This window comes from Streptomyces sp. NPDC050448 (assembly GCF_040655295.1).
Taxonomy (GTDB): Bacteria; Actinomycetota; Actinomycetes; order Streptomycetales; family Streptomycetaceae; genus Streptomyces.
The window spans coordinates 53314-69780 of record NZ_JBFAJR010000038.1 but is presented as its reverse complement, the minus strand read 5'-3'; the positions used below and the strand labels follow the sequence as shown (position 1 = coordinate 69780).

Sequence of the window (16467 nt, the reverse complement as noted above, 5' to 3'; positions counted from 1 at the left end):
CCGCCACCACGGTTGTCGTCACGACGGTCGCCACCGGAGCGGAAGCCACCGCGGTCACCGGACGGACGGTCATCACGGCGGAAGCCGCCACGGTCGCCACCGCGGTCGTCACGGTTGAAGCCGCCCGACGGACGGTCGTCGCGACGGAAGCCGCCACCACGGTTGTCGTCACGACGGTCGCCACCGGAGCGGAAGCCACCGCGGTCACCGGACGGACGGTCATCACGGCGGAAGCCGCCACGGTCGCCGCCACGGTCGTCACGACGGTTGTCGCGGCGCTCGTAGTTGCCCCGGTCGTCGCGGGCCTGGGAGGCCGGGCGCTCGTCGGCGGCCGGCGTGGCCGCGACGGCGGCCGCGACCTCGGCCTCGGCGGCCTCGGCCACCTCGGCGACAGCGGCCTCCGGGTCCTCGCCGCGCTCACGCGCGGAGCGGGCGACCAGGCGGTCGGCCTCCTCGCGCAGCTCGGCGGCACGGCGCGTCAGACGCTCCAGCTGCTTGGTGAGGTCGGCGACCTCGCGCTCGGCCTGCTTGGCGGCGTTGTTCGCGGAGTCGGCCTGGACCTCGGTCAGCGAACGCGCACCGGTGATCTCGGCGACCTCCGGGTCGAAGGCGCCGGCGCCCTGGACGATGTGGCGCGAGGCGTCGACGCCCGCGTCCTCCATCAGGCGGAAGATCTGGCGGCGCTGGTGCGGCAGGGCGAGGGAGACGACCACGCCCGACTTGCCGGCACGGGCCGTACGGCCCGAGCGGTGCAGGTAGTCCTTGTGGTCGCCGGCCGGGTCCACGTTCAGGACCAGGTCGATGCCGTCGACGTGGATACCGCGGGCGGCGACGTCGGTCGCGACGAGCGCGTTGACGTAGCCGTCCTTGAAGTCCGCGAGGACGCGGGTGCGGGCACCCTGCGTCATGCCGCCGTGCAGCGCGTCGGCCTTCACGCCGGCCTCGACGAGCTGCTCGGCGATGCGGTCGGCGCCCAGCTGGGTGCGGACGAAGATGATGGTGCGGCCCTTGCGGGCGGCGATGGCGGCCGTGACCGGCGCCTTGTCCTTCGGCTTCACGACGAGGACGTGGTGCGTCATGGTCGTGACGTTGCCCTGGGCGCTGTCGACCTCGTGCGTGACGGGGTTGGACAGGTAGCGCTTGACCAGGGTGCCGATCTCGTTCTCCATGGTGGCGGAGAAGAGCATGCGCTGGCCGCCGCCGGGGATCTGGTCGAGCAGCTCGGTGACCTCGGGCAGGAAGCCCAGGTCGGCCATCTGGTCGGCCTCGTCGAGGACGGCCACCTCGACGTTCTCCAGGGAGCAGGCGCCGCGGTTGATGATGTCGCGCAGACGGCCCGGGGTGGCGACGAGGACGTCGACACCGCGCTCCAGGGCGTAGATCTGGTTGCCCATGGAGGTACCGCCGCAGACGACCTTCATCTTCAGGCCGAGCACGTCGCCGTAGGGCTGGAGGGCGTCCGCGACCTGCATCGCGAGCTCACGCGTCGGCGTGAGGATGATCGCGCGGGGCTTCTTCTTCTCGGTGTGGCCACCGGCCAGGCGGGCCAGGGTGGGCAGACCGAAGGAGAGGGTCTTGCCGGAGCCGGTGCGGCCGCGGCCGAGGATGTCCTTGCCGGCCAGGGCGTCCGGAATGGTCGCGGCCTGGATCGGGAACGGGGCGGTGACACCGTTCTGCGCGAGCTTGCGCACGACGCCCTCGGGCAGACCGAGGTCGCCGAAGGTGATGGTGGGCTCGGCGTCGTCGGCCTCGGCGTCGATGGACTGGTCGGTCGTCACGTCGGCCTCGAGAGCCTCGATGATCTCGTCCGCCTCAGCGGCCTCGATCGCCTCGGTGACCACAAGGGCCTCGACGGCGTCGACGATCTCGTTCGAGTCGTTCTCGGGCATGACGGCACGGTCAGAACTGGAAATGGACATGCGAAATGCGAAACCTTCCGGAGTCTCGGCACGCGCCCAAACTCCGTGAAATCGCAAATCGACCGCCTCAATGCGGTCAGCCACGGCTAGGGAGAGTACGCGCCACACGGCGCTCTTCGGATTCGGCGCCGGGCAATGGGATCAAACGATCTATAACCATACGCACCCTCCCCCGGGTCTGGCAAGTCGCTCCGGCCCGACCTACCCTGACCTGCGACGATCCCTCCGATCCAAAGGCCGGCGCCGGACCGCGACCGCCCCCGGAGACCGGCCCGCGGCTACGCGCTGGGCGAGGCGCTGGGCTCCGGCACCGGGGGCGTCGGGACGGGCGGAGTGGGCGAAGTCACGGGCGGCAGCGGGCTCGGCGACTGGACGGGCGGTGTGACCTGCGTCCCACCAGAACCACTGCTTCCGGATCCTCCCGACGTGGGCTGCTGCGGACCCTGGCCACCGCCGCCACCTCCCGGACCGGCCGACGGCGAGGGGGCGCCGGGCCGGCCGGCGGGCACGCCCGGGCTGGGGGAGGCCCCGATGGCACCCGACGCCTTGCCGTCCTCGGCCGGCTTGCCCTCCTCGCCCGCCGCGCCGGGCTTCGAGCCGTGGCCGTTGCCGTGGACCCCCGATCCCTTCCCGGAAACGGAACCTCCGGCGCCCTCGGCGGCCGCCTTGCGGTCCGCCGAGGAGGAGGGCCCGGGCTTCGCGGCGTCCTCGCCGACGCTCATGCAGCCAGCCGTGGCCGCGACCGCGAGCGCGGAGACGGCCAGCCGGAGGAAAGCGGACAACTGGCGCACGGGGCACCTCCTGGGGGTCCCCCCGGCAGCGGCCGGAGGAGGGCGGTCAGGGTCCGCGGTGAGCGGGTCAATGTGCCCAACTCCCTTTGCCCTATAAGAGACACGCCCTTGGGGACACCGCCTGTCCGCAATCCGCCGCCCCACCGGGCGCACGCCCCGCCGGAGCACACCCCGGCGGATGCCGCGCGATCGGGACCACCGGCTCAGGCGAACAACTGCCGTGCCACCTGCGACCCCAGCGTCACCGCGCCCAGCCCGGCGAGCACCGAGGCCGCCACGTTCGCCGCCGCCAGGAACCGCCAGCCGCGCTCGTACAGCCGCAGCGTCTCGTACGAGAACGTCGAGTACGTGCTCAGCGCCCCGCACAGGCCGGCCCCCAGCAGCAGGTTCAGCCGCGCCGGGGCCGCGCCGGCCAGCACCGCCCCCGTCAGCAGCCCGAGCACCAGGCAGGCGCCCGCGTTCACCACGAACGTCCCCCACGGGAACACCGAATCGTGCCGCGCCTGCACCGCACGGTCCGTCAGATAGCGCAGCGGCGCCCCGACGACCGCGCCCAGCACCACCAACAGCCAGTTCACGCCCGCCCCCGCGGCCGGCCCCGTACCGCGAGGCCCGTGGCGAGGCCCGTCGCGAGGCGGGTCACCGAGGCCGCCGCCCACACCGCGCCCAGCGCCGCGACCACCGTGAGCCCGGCGTACGCCAGCGCGGTCCCGGCCTCCCCCGCGTCCAGCAGCCGCGAGAAGTCCACCGCGTACGTGGAGAAGGTGGTGAACCCGCCCAGCACCCCGACCCCGATGAACGGCCGGACCAGCGGATGCGGCGCCGACCGGCCACCCTCGCTGATCAGCACCATGAGCACCCCGATCAGCGCACAGCCGATCACGTTGGTCCAGAACGTCGCCCACGGGAAGGCCCCCGGCCCGGCCGGCCACAGCTGCGCCGCCCCGTACCGCGCCGAGGCCCCGAGCGCGCCGCCCGCCGCGATCGCGGCGAGCACCGGGCCGCGCCGTTCGGCGCGCTGCCCCGGAACGTGGAGGTCGACGTCCGGATCGATCGCCTCGGGGACCCCGCCCACGCCCACGCCCACGCCCGGCTGCGGGCCGGTCATCCGTAGCCCAGCGCGTGCAGCCGGTCGTCGTCGATCCCGAAGTGATGGGCGATCTCGTGCACCACGGTGACCTCCGTCTCCGCGATCACGCTCTCCCGGTCCTCGCACATCCGCAACGTGGGGTTGCGGTAGATGGTGATCCGGTCCGGCAGCACCCCGGCGTACCACTCCCCGCGGTCCGTGAGCGGGGTCCCCTCGTACAGGCCGAGCAGCCCGGGGTCACCCGCCGGCGGTTCGTCCTCGACGAACACCGCCACGTTGTCCATCAGCCGCGTCAGCTCGGGTGGGATCCGGTCCAGGGCCTCTGCGACGAGCTCTTCGAACTCCTCGCGCGTCATCTCCAGCACGCGCCCATTGTCCCTCCGGTGGAGGCGCCTCCCGCTTGCGGGGGAAACCGTTTTGGCGATAGCTCCCCGGATCCCATATGCTTCTCACGTCCCCGACGCGCTGGAAAGCGCCCAGGCGGGCCTTTAGCCCTCATCGTCTAGTGGCCCAGGACGCCGCCCTTTCAAGGCGGTAGCACGGGTTCGAATCCCGTTGGGGGTACGCATTACCGTGTGCAAGACTTGGTCTCGCACACTGCAAGGTCCTGTGGAGCAGTTGGTTAGCTCGCCACCCTGTCAAGGTGGAGGTCGCGGGTTCAAGTCCCGTCAGGATCGCTGAGGCCGGAAACGGTCTCGTGGCTGGGTAGCTCAGTTGGTACGAGCGATCGCCTGAAAAGCGATAGGTCGCCGGTTCGACCCCGGCCCCAGCCACCACAAGAAGGCCCCGTCCATCGGACGGGGCCTTCTGCGTCACTCCTCCTCCGCCGCCCCGCGCTCCTTGCGGCGCCACTGCGTCACGCCGACCGCCGCCGCCCCCGCCGCCACCAGTCCGAGCAGCGCCCAGTCCGGGACCGCGTCCGCGACGAGGCGGACCCGCTGCTCCACCGCGTACGAGTCGTCCACGTCGAGCAGCCCCGGCAGCGCGCTCGCCCCGTCGTACGCGAGGAACAGCGCGCCGAGGGCGATGAAGAACAGCCCCGAGAGCAGCGAGGTGGTGTGCAGCTCGAAGCGGCCCACCCGGACGGCCCGCCCGCGCAGCCAGCGCCGCCGGCCCAGGTCGAACCGCTCCCACAGCAGCGCGAGCAGGAACAGCGGTCCGGCCATTCCGAGGGCGTACACCGCCAGCAGCAGGCCGCCGTAGACCGGGTTGCCGCTGACCGCCGCCACCGTCAGGACGCTGCCCAGGATCGGGCCGGCGCAGAACCCGGCCAGCCCGTAGACCGCGCCCAGCGCGTACACCGACAGGGCGGTGGTCGGCCGGATCCGCCCGGAGAGCTCCGAGATCCGCTTCGAGGCGAAGCCCAGGCCCAGGATCTGCGCGAGCCCGAGCGCGATGATGAGCCAGCCGCCGGCCAGGACGAGCCCGTCACGGTGTCCGTGGAAGAACCGCCCGGCGTACGAGCCGGCCGCGCCCAGCGGTACGAGGGTGCTCGCGAGGCCCGCGTAGAAGATCCCGGTCCGCGCCAGCAGCCGCGAGGCGGAGTCGATCGAGTACGCGAAGAAGGCGGGCAGCAGGAGTGCGCTGCACGGGCTGAGCAGCGCGAGGAGCCCGCCCAGCAGGGCGGCCAGATAGCCGATGTCCGCGACGCCGGTCACTGCGCGGCCTGCGCCTTGGCCTTGGCGATCGCCGCGGTGAAGGCGTCGAGCGGCTGGGCGCCCGCGATCGGCTGCCCGTTGATCAGGAAGGACGGCGTGGAGCTGACACCGATGCGGTAGCCCTCCTCCTGGTCCTTCTGCAGGGCGGCCGCGGCGCCCTCGCCGGCCATGTCCTGCCGGAAGCGCTCCAGGTCCGGGACCCCGGCCTCGCGGGCCAGCTCCAGCAGCCGCGCCTGGCCGAAGCCCTTCGCCTTGGCACCGTCGGCGTACGCGGCCGCGTGGAACTGCGCGAACCGGTCCTGCTGCCCCGCGGCCCAGGCGGCCTTGGCGGCGGCCTCGGAGTCGGCGCCGAAGATCGGGAAGTTGCGCCACTCGATGCGCAGGGTGCCGTCCTCGACGTACTTCTTCACCAGTTCGGGTTCGGTGTCGCGGGCGAATTTGCCGCAGTAGCCGCACTTGAAGTCGGAGTACTCGATCAGCACGACGGGGGCGTCGGCCCGGCCGGCGGCGAGCTTGTCGCCGGACTCGCGCCGGGCGAGCTTCGCCAGCTCGGCGTGGACGTCGGAAGCCTTGGGCGCGGACGCCGCGGAGGAGGTCCTGGCGGGGGCGTCCGCGGGCGCGGTGGCCTGCCAGGACACCAGCCCGAGGGTGACGGCGGCGAGCGCGACCCCTGCGGAGATCAGCAGTGGCTTGCGGGCGGAAGAGGAAGCGGAAGAGGACATACGGGTGCTCCAGAGCAACGGGTGGTGAATCGGACCGGCGGGCGGGGCCGGTCCTCTACACCCGCATCACGGACAGCTCCGCCGGACCCGGCGCCGGCCGGTCGGGCCCGCGCACGAGGACCCGTACGGGCAGCGTCCGGGACCCCCACACCTGCTCCACCGCAGGCCGCCCCACCGGGGCATGCGCATGCTCCCCCGACCCGCGCGGCGGCACGACGGGCCCGTACGGCCGGTCCGGGGCACCGGGCGCACACCCGGCCCCCCGCCCCTCGCCTGCGGCCGCGCCGACGCCGTCCCCGGGAACCGCACCCCCGGCCGGCCCGGCCCGCGTGGCCGGCGCGGCCCAAGAGACGGACGCAGCCGGGGAGGCCGAAACCGCCGACGCGGCGTGCGCGGCCGACACGGCCCGCAAGGCCCTCGGGGCCCAGGGGGCGGGCGCGGCCTGCGTGGCCGGCCCGGCCCGCACCGCTTGCACGGCGCGGGAGCCCGCCGCGGCCTGTGCGCCCGGCGCGGCCGGCATGGCCCCGGCAGGGCGGACGGGTGCGGTGACCGGGGCCGCGAGGGCTGCGATCCGGCCGGCGGCCTGAGCCCCGGCTCCGGCCCCGGCCGCCGTCACGACCCACACCGCCAGCGCAGCGACCAGGCACCACACTCCACGGGCGCGGGACATGGCGGGCCTCTCACTCGGTCAGCGGGTCGGTTCAGGCGATCTCGTCCCGAAATGGTACGGGTACGGGGCACAAATGCGTTCGCCACCCGGCACCTGCGGGTGAGATCCTCGACCAGGTATGTCTACTTCCTTCGCCGCCCTGCAGACGCTTCTCGGTGAGATCTCCCTCCGCGACGCGCACCGCCTCGGCCGCCGCCTCGAGGGCGCCCGCCGCATCCGCAAACCCGAGGCCAAGCAGGCCGTGCTCGACGAGATCGCCGCGGAGGCCGAAAAGGCCGCCGCGCGACTGGCCGGCCGTGCCTCGCGGATGCCGGAGGTCACGTATCCCGAGAACCTGCCCGTCAGCCAGAAGAAGGACGAGATCGCCGAGGCGATACGCGACCACCAGGTCGTGATCGTCGCCGGTGAGACCGGCTCCGGCAAGACCACGCAGATCCCCAAGATCTGCATGGAGCTGGGCCGCGGCGTCCGGGGCATGATCGGGCACACCCAGCCCCGCCGGATCGCCGCCCGCACGGTCGCGGAGCGGATCGCCGAGGAGCTGAAGTCCGAGATCGGCCGGACGGTCGGCTGGAAGGTCCGCTTCACCGACCAGGTGGACCAGGACGCCACCTTCGTGAAGCTGATGACGGACGGCATCCTGCTCGCCGAGATCCAGACGGACCGCGAGCTGCGCGCGTACGACACGATCATCATCGACGAGGCCCACGAGCGGTCCCTCAACATCGACTTCCTGCTGGGCTACCTGTCCCAGCTGCTGCCGAAGCGCCCCGACCTCAAGGTCGTGATCACCTCGGCGACCATCGACCCGGAGCGCTTCTCCCGGCACTTCGGCGAGGCCCCGATCGTCGAGGTCAGCGGCCGTACGTATCCGGTGGAGGTCCGCTACCGCCCGCTCCTGGAAGAGGACTCCGAGGACAGCGACCGCGACCAGATCACGGCGATCTGCGAGGCCGTGGACGAGCTCCAGTCCGAGGGGCCGGGCGACGTCCTGGTCTTCCTCTCCGGCGAGCGCGAGATCCGCGACACGGCGGACGCGCTGAACAAGCGGAACCTTCGCTTCACCGAGGTCCTGCCCCTCTACGCCCGCCTCTCGCACGCCGAGCAGCACCGGGTCTTCCAGCAGCACACGGGCCGCCGGATCGTCCTCGCCACCAACGTCGCCGAGACCTCCCTCACCGTCCCCGGCATCAAGTACGTGATCGACCCGGGCAATGCCCGGATCTCCCGCTACAGCCACCGCACCAAGGTCCAGCGCCTGCCCATCGAGCGGATCTCCCAGGCCAGCGCCAACCAGCGCAAGGGCCGCTGCGGCCGTACCAGCGACGGCATCTGCATCCGGCTCTACTCCGAGGACGACTTCAACGGCCGTCCCGAGTTCACGGACGCCGAGATCCTGCGCACGAACCTGGCCTCCGTCATCCTCCAGATGACCGCGGCCGGCCTCGGCGAGATCGAGAAGTTCCCCTTCATCGACCCGCCGGACCACCGCAACATCCGCGACGGCGTCCAGCTGCTCCAGGAACTCGGGGCCCTCGACCCGTCCGAGAAGGATCCGTCGAGGCGGCTCACGCAGATGGGCCGCCAGCTCTCCCAGCTCCCCGTGGACCCGCGCCTGGCCCGCATGGTCGTCGAGGCCGACAAGAACAACTGCGTCCGCGAGGTCATGGTCATCGCGGCGGCCCTGTCCATCCAGGACCCGCGCGAGCGGCCCTCGGACAAGCAGACGCAGGCCGACCAGAACCACGCCCGCTTCAAGGACGAGACGAGCGACTTCCTCTCGTTCCTGAACATGTGGCGCTACGTCCGCGAGCAGCAGAAGGAGCGCGGCTCGTCCTCGTTCCGCCGGATGTGCAAGCAGGAGTACCTGAACTTCCTGCGGATCCGCGAGTGGCAGGACATCTACTCGCAGCTGCGTACGGTCGCCAAGGGCATGGGCATCCACGTCAACGAGGCCGATGCCCCCGAGCAGCACATCCACGTCTCGCTGCTGGCCGGCCTGCTCTCGCACATCGGCCTCAAGGACACCGACAAGAACGAGTACCTGGGGGCCCGCTCCGCCAAGTTCGCGATCTTCCCCGGCTCGGCGCTCTTCAAGAAGCAGCCGAGGTTCCTCATGTCGGCGGAGCTGGTGGAGACCTCGCGGCTGTGGGCCCGGGTCAACGCCAAGGTCGAGCCCGAGTGGGTCGAGCCCCTCGCCCAGCACCTGATCAAGCGCACCTACAGCGAGCCGCACTGGGAGAAGGACCAGGCGGCCGTCATGGCGTACGAGAAGGTCACGCTGTACGGCGTGCCGATCGTCGCCCAGCGGAAGATCAACTACGGCCGGATCGACCCCGAGGTCTCGCGCGAGCTGTTCATCCGCAACGCGCTGGTCGAGGGCGACTGGCGGACCCACCACAAGTTCTACGCCGACAACCGCAAGCTCCTCACCGAGGTCGAGGAGCTCGAGAACCGGGCGCGGCGCCGCGACATCGTGGTCGACGACGAGACCCTCTTCGACTTCTACGACCAGCGGATCCCCGAGCACGTGGTCTCCGGGGCGCACTTCGACTCGTGGTGGAAGCACAAGCGGCGCGAGGAGCCCGAACTCCTCGACTTCGAGCGCGAGATGCTGCTCACCGAGAAGGCGGCCGGGGTCACCAAGGCCGACTACCCGGACTCCTGGCGGCAGGGGCAGCTCTCGTTCCGGGTGACCTACCAGTTCGAACCCGGTGCGGACGCGGACGGTGTGACCGTCCACATCCCGCTCCAGGTGCTGAACCAGGTCACCGACGAGGGCTTCGACTGGCAGATCCCGGGCCTGCGGGCAGAGGTCGTCACCGAGCTCATCCGGTCCCTCCCGAAGCCGATCCGCCGGCACTACGTGCCCGCGCCGAACTTCGCGGCCCGCTTCCTGGACAGGGCCGTGCCCCTGCAGGAGCCGCTGCCGGTCACCCTGGCGCGCGAGCTCCAGCGGATGGTCGGGGTCCCCGTCTCCGCCGAGGACTTCGACCTCTCCCGGATCCCGGACCACCTGAAGATCACCTTCCGGATCGTCGACGAGCGCCGCAAGAACCTCGCCGAGGACAAGGACCTGGAGGCCCTGCGGCTGAAGCTGAAGCCGAAGGCCCGCCAGGCCCTCTCCAAGGCCGCCGCGGCCACCGCCGAGCGGGCGGGCGGGGAGTCGGTGGAACGCACCGGCCTGACCGACTGGACGATCGGGACGCTGACCAAGGTCTTCGAGACCCGGCGGGCCGGCCAGCCCGTGAAGGCGTACCCGGCGCTGGTCGACGAGGGCACGAGCGTGTCCGTACGGCTCTTCGACACGGAGGCCGAGCAGCAGCAGGCGATGTGGCTGGGCACGCGGCGCCTCATCCTGCTGAACATCCCGGTGAACCCGGCGAAGTTCGCTTCCGACCACCTGACCAACCAGCAGAAGCTGGCCCTGTCCCGCAATCCGCACGGCTCCATCCAGGCGCTGTTCGACGACTGCGCGACCGCGGCGGCCGACAAGCTGATCGCCGACCACGGCGGTCCGGCCTGGGACGAGACGGGCTTCCGCAAGCTCTACGAGGCCGTGCGCGCCGACCTGGTGGACACCACCGTGCGGACGGTGGGCCAGGTGCAGCAGGTACTGGCCGCCTGGCAGGCCTGTGAGCGCCGCCTGAAGGCCGTGAACAGCCTGGCCCTGGTGGCCAACGTGCAGGACGTGAAGACGCAGCTGGCGGCCCTCGTGCCGACGGGCTTCGTGACGCTGACGGGCCTGCGGCGGCTGCCGGACCTGATGCGCTACCTGGTGGCGGTGGACCGGCGGCTCCAGCAGATGCCGACGGGCGCCCAGCGCGACACCACGCGCATGGAGAAGGTCCACGAGATGCAGGACGAGTACGCGTGGCTGCTGGAGCAGCTGCCGAAGGGCCGGCCGGTGCCTTCCGCGGTCACCGACATCCGCTGGATGATCGAGGAACTCCGGGTCAGCTACTTCGCGCACGCGCTCGGGACGGCGTACCCGATCTCCGACAAGCGGATCGTGAAGGCGGTGGACGCGGCCGCTCCGTGATCCGGTTCGACTGCACCCCCTGAGCTGCGGTACAGTCTGATTCGCAGCCGCCCAGCGGCAGCAAATCAAGGACCTGTGGAGCAGTTGGTTAGCTCGCCACCCTGTCAAGGTGGAGGTCGCGGGTTCAAGTCCCGTCAGGTTCGCAACAAGAGCAGGGCCCGTATCCCCAGGGATGCGGGCCCTGTTGCGTTGCATGGCGTTGGCAGCACAGCCAGGCGCGGCCGGCACAGTCGGCACGGCAGGCGCGACAGGCACAGTCGGCGCGAGCGGCCCGGCAGGCGCGGCAGGAGGAACCGGCCGGTCGGTCCGGGCGGTCACCCGCCCTCCGCCCCTCCGAGCGCCCCTGAGGGCCCGCCAGAGGCCCCCAGGGGATGCGCCGGGCACTCACCGGAGCCTCCCCGAGGCGCATCGGGGACCTGCCGGGACGTCCAGCGAGGAAAGATCACCGCCCGGCGGGGTCGCGTCACGCGGCAGCCACCCGCGGAACGAGTCCGTCCGCGAAAATCCCCCATCCGCATGAGTCGCTCTGCGGCGCACGTCCCCTTACGGGTGCATTGCGGGTTGTACAAGAGTGACAACCTGTGACGGGAGTCACCACATGAGTTTTTGAGACTCGCACATTTATCGCACCCATACGCGTGCTCGATTTAATATGTGCAATGGCACCCACTCCGCGGGTACCCCGCGTCAGCCCGATTCCACGCCGCCTCCGGGCATAAAAAGATCGCGCTGGACCCGGCGGAGTCCAGCGCGATCGAACGACAAGAACCTGTTGGGGCAGGTCCAAGCGTTTGAAGCCATGTGGGTTTCATCGGATTGGGGGACCCGATTCAAGCCCGGTAAAGCGGGGTGCTTGCGCGACCTCAGGCCTCGCTGCGCTGCTGCGGAATTCCCGCGAGCAGTGCACGGACCTCGGCCTCGCGGTAACGGCGGTGTCCACCCAGAGTGCGGATGGACGTGAGCTTGCCAGCCTTGGCCCAGCGGGTGACCGTCTTCGGGTCCACGCGGAACATCGTGGCAACCTCAGCCGGGGTCAGCAGCGGCTCGGCATCAGGGGTGCGAGCGGTCATGAGCGGCCTCCTCGGGAGAACCGAACCATCTCGGTTCTTTCCTCTAAATTCTGCACCTTGGCCCGCGTTGCCCGAAATGGACATACGCGGGCCGAGTCGGTTATAGGACGAACGGCTTGTCCTCGGCACTACAACTACACCATCCGTCCAGCCTCGACGGCCAAACCGACGGAATTGCCCTCCGAGGTGTTCATCAGCGGCGGAAGCCGATGGACCGCCCCATAACGGACAGTCACCCCACTGTGACGATCAGTCACAGAGCGATCAGGAGTCGTCAGGACCCCCCGTAGAGTGCAATGCCGAGCATTCCGCCCTTAGTTGGGCGGAAGGAACCCTCCCCGGACTCCTTGTCCTATTTTGGCACGAGGGTAGGGGAAGGGCGCAAGGGTGTAGTTAGTGCGGTCCGTCACGCTTGAGCCAATGGCCCGTATCGGGACGTAGGTCCTGGCACTAAGACCCGAATGTGGTGATCACGCCTCTGATCAGCCACTTGTGGCCGATCGACCGATACGCACGGTACGCGACGCCCTGACCGCCGCCCTCGCAGCCGCGCTCCACCGCCCGCCGGTCAGTTCGCGAACAGTCTCTCCCGGACCTCCCGCCAGCGTTCCGCCAGCTCCTCGTACGCCTCCACCGCCCCGGCCTCGTCCCCGGCCCGCAGCGCCGCGATCCCCACCGCCAGGTCCCGGGCCGACCGGTCGTCGCGCAGCCGGTCGGCGGGCAGCGCGTGCACCAGCCCCCCGTAGTCCAGTTCGACCATCGAGCGCGGGTGGAACTCCTCCAGCCAGCTGCCGACCTCCACCAGCCCCTCCGCGAGCCCCCCGTACCCGTCGGCCTCCCGCAGGGTCCGCAGGCCCCGGGCGAGCCGCCGCCGGGCCTGCACCATCGGCGTCCGGTAGCGCATCCGCTCGCCCGGCACGTACTCCCGCTCATCGTCGGCCACCAGCACGAACCAGCGCAGTGGCACCTGCCACACCGCGGTGCGGATCCACGGGCGCGCATCCGGATTCCGTTCGCGCCAGCGCTCGTACTCCTCGGCCGCCCGCCGCCTCGCCACCGGCGGGAGCGCCGCGTCCAGCACCGGGAGCGGGAACTGCTCGACCAGCTCCTGGAGCGCCAGCCAGCCGCGCAGTCTGGTCCGCCACGGGCAGACCAGCAGCACCCCGTCCACCTCCGCCGTGAAGGCGTCCGCGCTCTCGTGCGCCGGCACCCCGACCACCGGGACCCGGACCAAGTCGGAAAGCGAGCGGCGCAGTTCGTCCTGGGCGGTCGGGACCACCCCGCGCCGGGCGTACGTGGCCCAGTGCGTGCGCTCCGGCTCCGCGAAGGCGGCGAGGGGCTCGTAGACGCGCAGGTAGGAGGCGTACGGCACGGTCGGCGCCGAGCGCGCCGAGGGCAGCCTGGGGTCGGAGGATTCGCTCACGTTCTCGTACTCCCCCGCACCGCCCGGCGATACTCCGCCGGGCGTCCGCCGACCCTCCAGAGCCGGCGACCCATACTGCGGGAGTGTTCCGATCTTTGGACAGGTCGACTGCACACGCCCTGCAGGTCTTACGCTGCTCCCAGCGCGCCCTCCCCCCACCCGCAGGGCGGGCGTCATTCCGCCGCATCTCTTCCATGGGAGTCACCACCGTGACCGAAATGACCGACGGCGTCCTGCACACCTTGTTCCGTACGGAGCAGGGCGGCCACGAGCAAGTCGTGCTGTGCCAGGACCGAGCCTCCGGCCTGAAGGCCGTCATCGCGATCCACTCCACCGCCCTGGGCCCCGCCCTCGGCGGTACGCGCTTCCACGCGTACGCCTCCGACGAGGAGGCCGTCCTGGACGCGCTCAACCTCTCGCGCGGCATGTCGTACAAGAACGCCCTCGCCGGTCTCGACCTCGGCGGCGGCAAGGCCGTGATCATCGGCGACCCCGACGTCCTGAAGTCCGAGGAACTGCTGCTGGCCTACGGCCGGTTCGTGGAGTCCCTCGGCGGCCGCTACGTGACGGCCTGCGACGTCGGCACGTACGTGGCGGACATGGACATCGTGGCCCGCGAGACCCGCTGGGCGACCGGCCGCTCCCCCGAGAACGGCGGCGCCGGCGACTCCTCGGTCCTCACCGCCTTCGGTGTCTTCCAGGGCATGCGGGCCAGCGCCCAGCACCTGTGGGGCGACCCGACCCTGCGCGGCCGCAAGGTCGCCGTGGCCGGCGTCGGCAAGGTCGGCCACTACCTGGTCGAGCACCTCCTGGAGGACGGCGCCGAGGTCGTGATCACGGACGTCCGCGAGGAGTCGCTGCGCCGCGTCCTCGACAAGCACCCGCAGGTCACCGCCGTGGCGGACACCAACGCCCTGATCCGCACCGAGGGCCTGGACATCTACGCCCCCTGTGCCCTCGGCGGCGCGCTGAACGACGAGTCGGTACCCGCCCTGACCGCCAAGGTCGTGTGCGGCGCCGCGAACAACCAGCTCGCCCACCCGGGTGTGGAGAAGGACCTCGCGGACCGCGGGATCCTCTACGCGCCCGACTACGTGGTCAACGCGGGCGGGGTCATCCAGGTCGCCGACGAGCTGCACGGCTTCGACTTCGACCGGTGCAAGGCCAAGGCCGCGAAGATCTTCGACACCACCCTGGCCATATTTGCTCGCGCGAAGACGGATGGGATCCCGCCGGCCGCGGCGGCCGACCGGATCGCCGAGCAGCGGATGGCGGACGCCCGCGCCGCGAAGGCCGCGACCCCGGCTGTCGACCCCTCGTAACGGCCCCTGACGTGCGCCCGCCGGAGTTGCGGCGAGACGGAACTCACTGCACTTCGGCGGGTCGCCCGCCAGGAAAGGGTTAAAATCGCAGCTGACCAGCGAGGACGGGGCGCCTCATTGGTCCTGCACCGGGGCACGTCATGCGGGCGGCGTACCGTATGGCCGCGGAAGCAGGTACCGTTAAACCCCTACGGACGGTCTCTCCACGGAGAGCCCGCTCCGAACCATGAACGCGTGTCAGACTCTGGGGCCGTCGAGCCCCGTCACCGAGGGGGTCGAGCCATGGGGCGCGGCCGGGCCAAGGCCAAGCAGACAAAGGTCGCCCGCCAGCTGAAGTACAACAGCGGCGGGACTGACCTCTCGCGTCTGGCCAATGAGCTGGGCGCATCGCCGACGGAACCGCTGCTGCCTGTCAGCGAGCCGGTCGAAGTCGATGACGATCTGGACGACGACGACCCGTACGCCAAGTACGCGGATCTGTACAACAGCGATGACGACGACGAGGACGAAGAGTCCGGCCCGTCGCCACAGCGTCGCGGCGCTTGACGCTTTCGCGTCTGCACCACGCAGGTGGCAGCCAGCCAGTGGCTGACCCCGGCTGAGACAACACTGAAACCCGGTCCAGGGCCTCGCCCCGGACCGGGTTTCAGTGTTGTCTCAGCTCGCGTACGCGCCGGTCAGGGTCGCGCCCTCGGTGTGTGCGCCGCGGTCCAGGATCTCGCCCGCGACCCAGGCGTCCACGCCCCGGTCGGCCAGCGCGGTCAGGGCCACGTCCACCGACTCCTGCGGGACCACGGCCATCATGCCGACGCCCATGTTCAGGGTCTTCTCCAGCTCCAGCTGCTCGACCCGACCGGCCTTGCCGACCAGGTCGAAGACGGCGCCCGGGGCCCAGGTCGAACGGTCGACCGTGGCGTGCAGGTGGTCCGGGATGACCCGGGCCAGGTTCGCCGCGAGGCCGCCGCCGGTGATGTGCGAGTACGCGTGGACCTCGGCCGTACGGGTGAGGGCCATGCAGTCCAGCGAGTAGATCTTGGTCGGCTCCAGGAGCTCCTCGCCGAGGGTCCGGCCGAGCTCCTCGACGTGCTGCTCCAGCGACATCTTGGCGCGGTCGAACAGGACGTGCCGGACCAGCGAGTACCCGTTCGAGTGAAGGCCGGAGGACGCCATCGCGATGACGGCGTCACCCGTACGGATGCGATCCGCGCCGAGCAGCCGGTCGTACTCGACGACACCGGTGCCGGCGCCCGCCACGTCGAAGTCGTCCGGACCCAGCAGACCCGGGTGCTCGGCGGTCTCGCCGCCCACCAGGGCGCAGCCGGCGAGGACACAGCCCTCGGCGATGCCCTTGACGATCGACGCGACACGCTCCGGGTGGACCTTGCCCACGCAGATGTAGTCGGTCATGAAGAGCGGCTCGGCACCGCAGACGACGATGTCGTCCATGACCATCGCGACGAGGTCGTGGCCGATGGTGTCGTACACGCCCAGCTGGCGGGCGATGTCCACCTTCGTACCGACCCCGTCGGTCGCGGAGGCCAGCAGCGGGCGCTCGTAGCGCTTGAGGGCGGAGGCGTCGAAGAGGCCGGCGAATCCGCCGAGGCCGCCGAGGACCTCGGGGCGCTGCGTCTTCTTCACCCACTCCTTCATCAGCTCGACGGCGCGGTCTCCCGCTTCGATGTCCACGCCTGCGGCTGCGTAGCTGGCACCGGTGGTCTTCTCTGTCATGACAGGGAGAGCTTTCGTGTCGTTACTGCGTG

General features: G+C 71.0%; 14 protein-coding genes and 4 tRNA genes. 7 read left to right on the top strand and 11 right to left on the bottom strand.

All coding sequences use genetic code 11. The annotated features are described in order from the left end of the window. From AB0I68_RS32115 to AB0I68_RS32095, 5 genes are all read right to left on the bottom strand, one after another. Positions 1–1919: DEAD/DEAH box helicase (locus AB0I68_RS32115; protein ID WP_363180888.1), on the bottom strand; the 1919-nt coding region annotated here is incomplete at its 3' end. 278 nt (positions 1920–2197) lie between these two features. Then, positions 2198–2710 (bottom strand): hypothetical protein, encoded by a 513-nt coding sequence (locus AB0I68_RS32110; protein ID WP_363180887.1) that lies wholly within the window; start codon positions 2708–2710, stop codon positions 2198–2200. A 203-nt stretch (positions 2711–2913) separates the two neighbouring features. Next, complete coding sequence (locus tag AB0I68_RS32105) at positions 2914–3288, bottom strand: CrcB family protein (RefSeq protein ID WP_363180886.1); 375 nt, start codon at positions 3286–3288, stop codon at positions 2914–2916. Continuing rightward, positions 3285–3818 carry a CrcB family protein gene (locus tag AB0I68_RS32100; RefSeq protein ID WP_363180885.1) on the bottom strand — a complete coding sequence of 178 codons (534 nt, stop codon included), beginning with the start codon at positions 3816–3818 and terminating at the stop codon, positions 3285–3287. The genes AB0I68_RS32105 and AB0I68_RS32100 overlap by 4 nt, the downstream gene beginning before the upstream one ends. Next, positions 3815–4165: a metallopeptidase family protein gene (locus tag AB0I68_RS32095; RefSeq protein WP_363180884.1), complete on the bottom strand. Its 351-nt coding sequence runs from the start codon at positions 4163–4165 to the stop codon at positions 3815–3817. Before AB0I68_RS32095 ends, AB0I68_RS32100 begins: the two co-directional genes overlap by 4 nt. Positions 4166–4291: 126 nt before the next feature. Between AB0I68_RS32095 and AB0I68_RS32090 the strand changes: the two genes are divergently transcribed. From AB0I68_RS32090 to AB0I68_RS32080, 3 genes are all read left to right on the top strand, one after another. After that, positions 4292–4364 (top strand) — tRNA-Glu (locus tag AB0I68_RS32090). Between the two features lie 39 nt (positions 4365–4403). Next, positions 4404–4477, top strand: a tRNA-Asp gene (locus AB0I68_RS32085). A gap of 22 nt (positions 4478–4499) precedes the next feature. After that, positions 4500–4576 (top strand) — tRNA-Phe (locus tag AB0I68_RS32080). A gap of 36 nt (positions 4577–4612) precedes the next feature. Here AB0I68_RS32080 and AB0I68_RS32075 read toward each other — a convergent pair. The 3 genes from AB0I68_RS32075 to AB0I68_RS32065 are packed head-to-tail and all read right to left on the bottom strand — an operon-like array spanning position 4613 to position 6850. Continuing rightward, entirely contained in the window at positions 4613–5458 is an 846-nt protein-coding gene (locus AB0I68_RS32075; RefSeq protein WP_363180883.1) for a cytochrome c biogenesis CcdA family protein, read from the bottom strand. After that, positions 5455–6180, bottom strand: coding sequence for a thioredoxin domain-containing protein (locus AB0I68_RS32070; protein WP_363180882.1), 726 nt, complete (start codon positions 6178–6180; stop codon positions 5455–5457). The genes AB0I68_RS32075 and AB0I68_RS32070 overlap by 4 nt, the downstream gene beginning before the upstream one ends. 55 nt (positions 6181–6235) lie before the next feature. Beyond that, on the bottom strand, positions 6236–6850 hold the full coding sequence (locus tag AB0I68_RS32065) for a hypothetical protein (RefSeq protein WP_363180881.1): 615 nt from the start codon (positions 6848–6850) through the stop codon (positions 6236–6238). 118 nt (positions 6851–6968) lie between these two features. On the opposite strand from AB0I68_RS32065, the gene hrpA reads away from it, so the two are divergent. Continuing rightward, a complete protein-coding gene (gene hrpA, locus AB0I68_RS32060; RefSeq protein ID WP_363180880.1) occupies positions 6969–10892 on the top strand; it encodes an ATP-dependent RNA helicase HrpA in 3924 nt (1307 codons plus the stop codon). A 69-nt stretch (positions 10893–10961) separates the two neighbouring features. Continuing rightward, positions 10962–11035, top strand: a tRNA-Asp gene (locus AB0I68_RS32055). Positions 11036–11755: 720 nt separating this feature from the next. Here the strand turns inward: AB0I68_RS32055 and bldC are convergent. Continuing rightward, entirely contained in the window at positions 11756–11962 is a 207-nt protein-coding gene (gene bldC / locus AB0I68_RS32050; protein ID WP_003949541.1) for a developmental transcriptional regulator BldC, read from the bottom strand. 568 nt (positions 11963–12530) lie between these two features. Then, entirely contained in the window at positions 12531–13385 is an 855-nt protein-coding gene (locus tag AB0I68_RS32045; RefSeq protein WP_363180879.1) for a hypothetical protein, read from the bottom strand. A gap of 194 nt (positions 13386–13579) precedes the next feature. On the opposite strand from AB0I68_RS32045, the gene AB0I68_RS32040 reads away from it, so the two are divergent. Together AB0I68_RS32040 and AB0I68_RS32035 are read left to right on the top strand one after the other, a co-directional pair. Further along, positions 13580–14707, top strand: a complete 1128-nt coding sequence (locus AB0I68_RS32040) for a Glu/Leu/Phe/Val dehydrogenase dimerization domain-containing protein (RefSeq protein ID WP_363180878.1) — start codon at positions 13580–13582, stop codon at positions 14705–14707. Between the two features lie 282 nt (positions 14708–14989). Beyond that, positions 14990–15253 carry a DUF3073 domain-containing protein gene (locus AB0I68_RS32035; protein WP_356870113.1) on the top strand — a complete coding sequence of 88 codons (264 nt, stop codon included), beginning with the start codon at positions 14990–14992 and terminating at the stop codon, positions 15251–15253. A 111-nt stretch (positions 15254–15364) separates the two neighbouring features. On the opposite strand, the gene purM is transcribed toward AB0I68_RS32035, so the two are convergent. Next, a complete protein-coding gene (gene purM / locus AB0I68_RS32030) occupies positions 15365–16435 on the bottom strand; it encodes a phosphoribosylformylglycinamidine cyclo-ligase (RefSeq protein ID WP_363180877.1) in 1071 nt (356 codons plus the stop codon). Positions 16436–16467: the final 32 nt, after the last annotated feature.

Excerpts from the sequence above, each read along its gene's own strand:
- AB0I68_RS32100 (WP_363180885.1), bottom strand. The coding sequence starts at position 3,818 with ATGACCGGCCCGCAGCCGGGCGTGGGCGTGGGCGTGGGCGGGGTCCCC.
- AB0I68_RS32070 (WP_363180882.1), bottom strand. The coding sequence starts at position 6,180 with ATGTCCTCTTCCGCTTCCTCTTCCGCCCGCAAGCCACTGCTGATCTCC.
- AB0I68_RS32065 (WP_363180881.1), bottom strand. The coding sequence starts at position 6,850 with ATGTCCCGCGCCCGTGGAGTGTGGTGCCTGGTCGCTGCGCTGGCGGTG.
- hrpA (WP_363180880.1), top strand. The coding sequence starts at position 6,969 with ATGTCTACTTCCTTCGCCGCCCTGCAGACGCTTCTCGGTGAGATCTCC.
- bldC (WP_003949541.1), bottom strand. The coding sequence starts at position 11,962 with ATGACCGCTCGCACCCCTGATGCCGAGCCGCTGCTGACCCCGGCTGAG.
- AB0I68_RS32040 (WP_363180878.1), top strand. The coding sequence starts at position 13,580 with ATGGGAGTCACCACCGTGACCGAAATGACCGACGGCGTCCTGCACACC.
- AB0I68_RS32035 (WP_356870113.1), top strand. The coding sequence starts at position 14,990 with ATGGGGCGCGGCCGGGCCAAGGCCAAGCAGACAAAGGTCGCCCGCCAG.
- purM (WP_363180877.1), bottom strand. The coding sequence starts at position 16,435 with ATGACAGAGAAGACCACCGGTGCCAGCTACGCAGCCGCAGGCGTGGAC.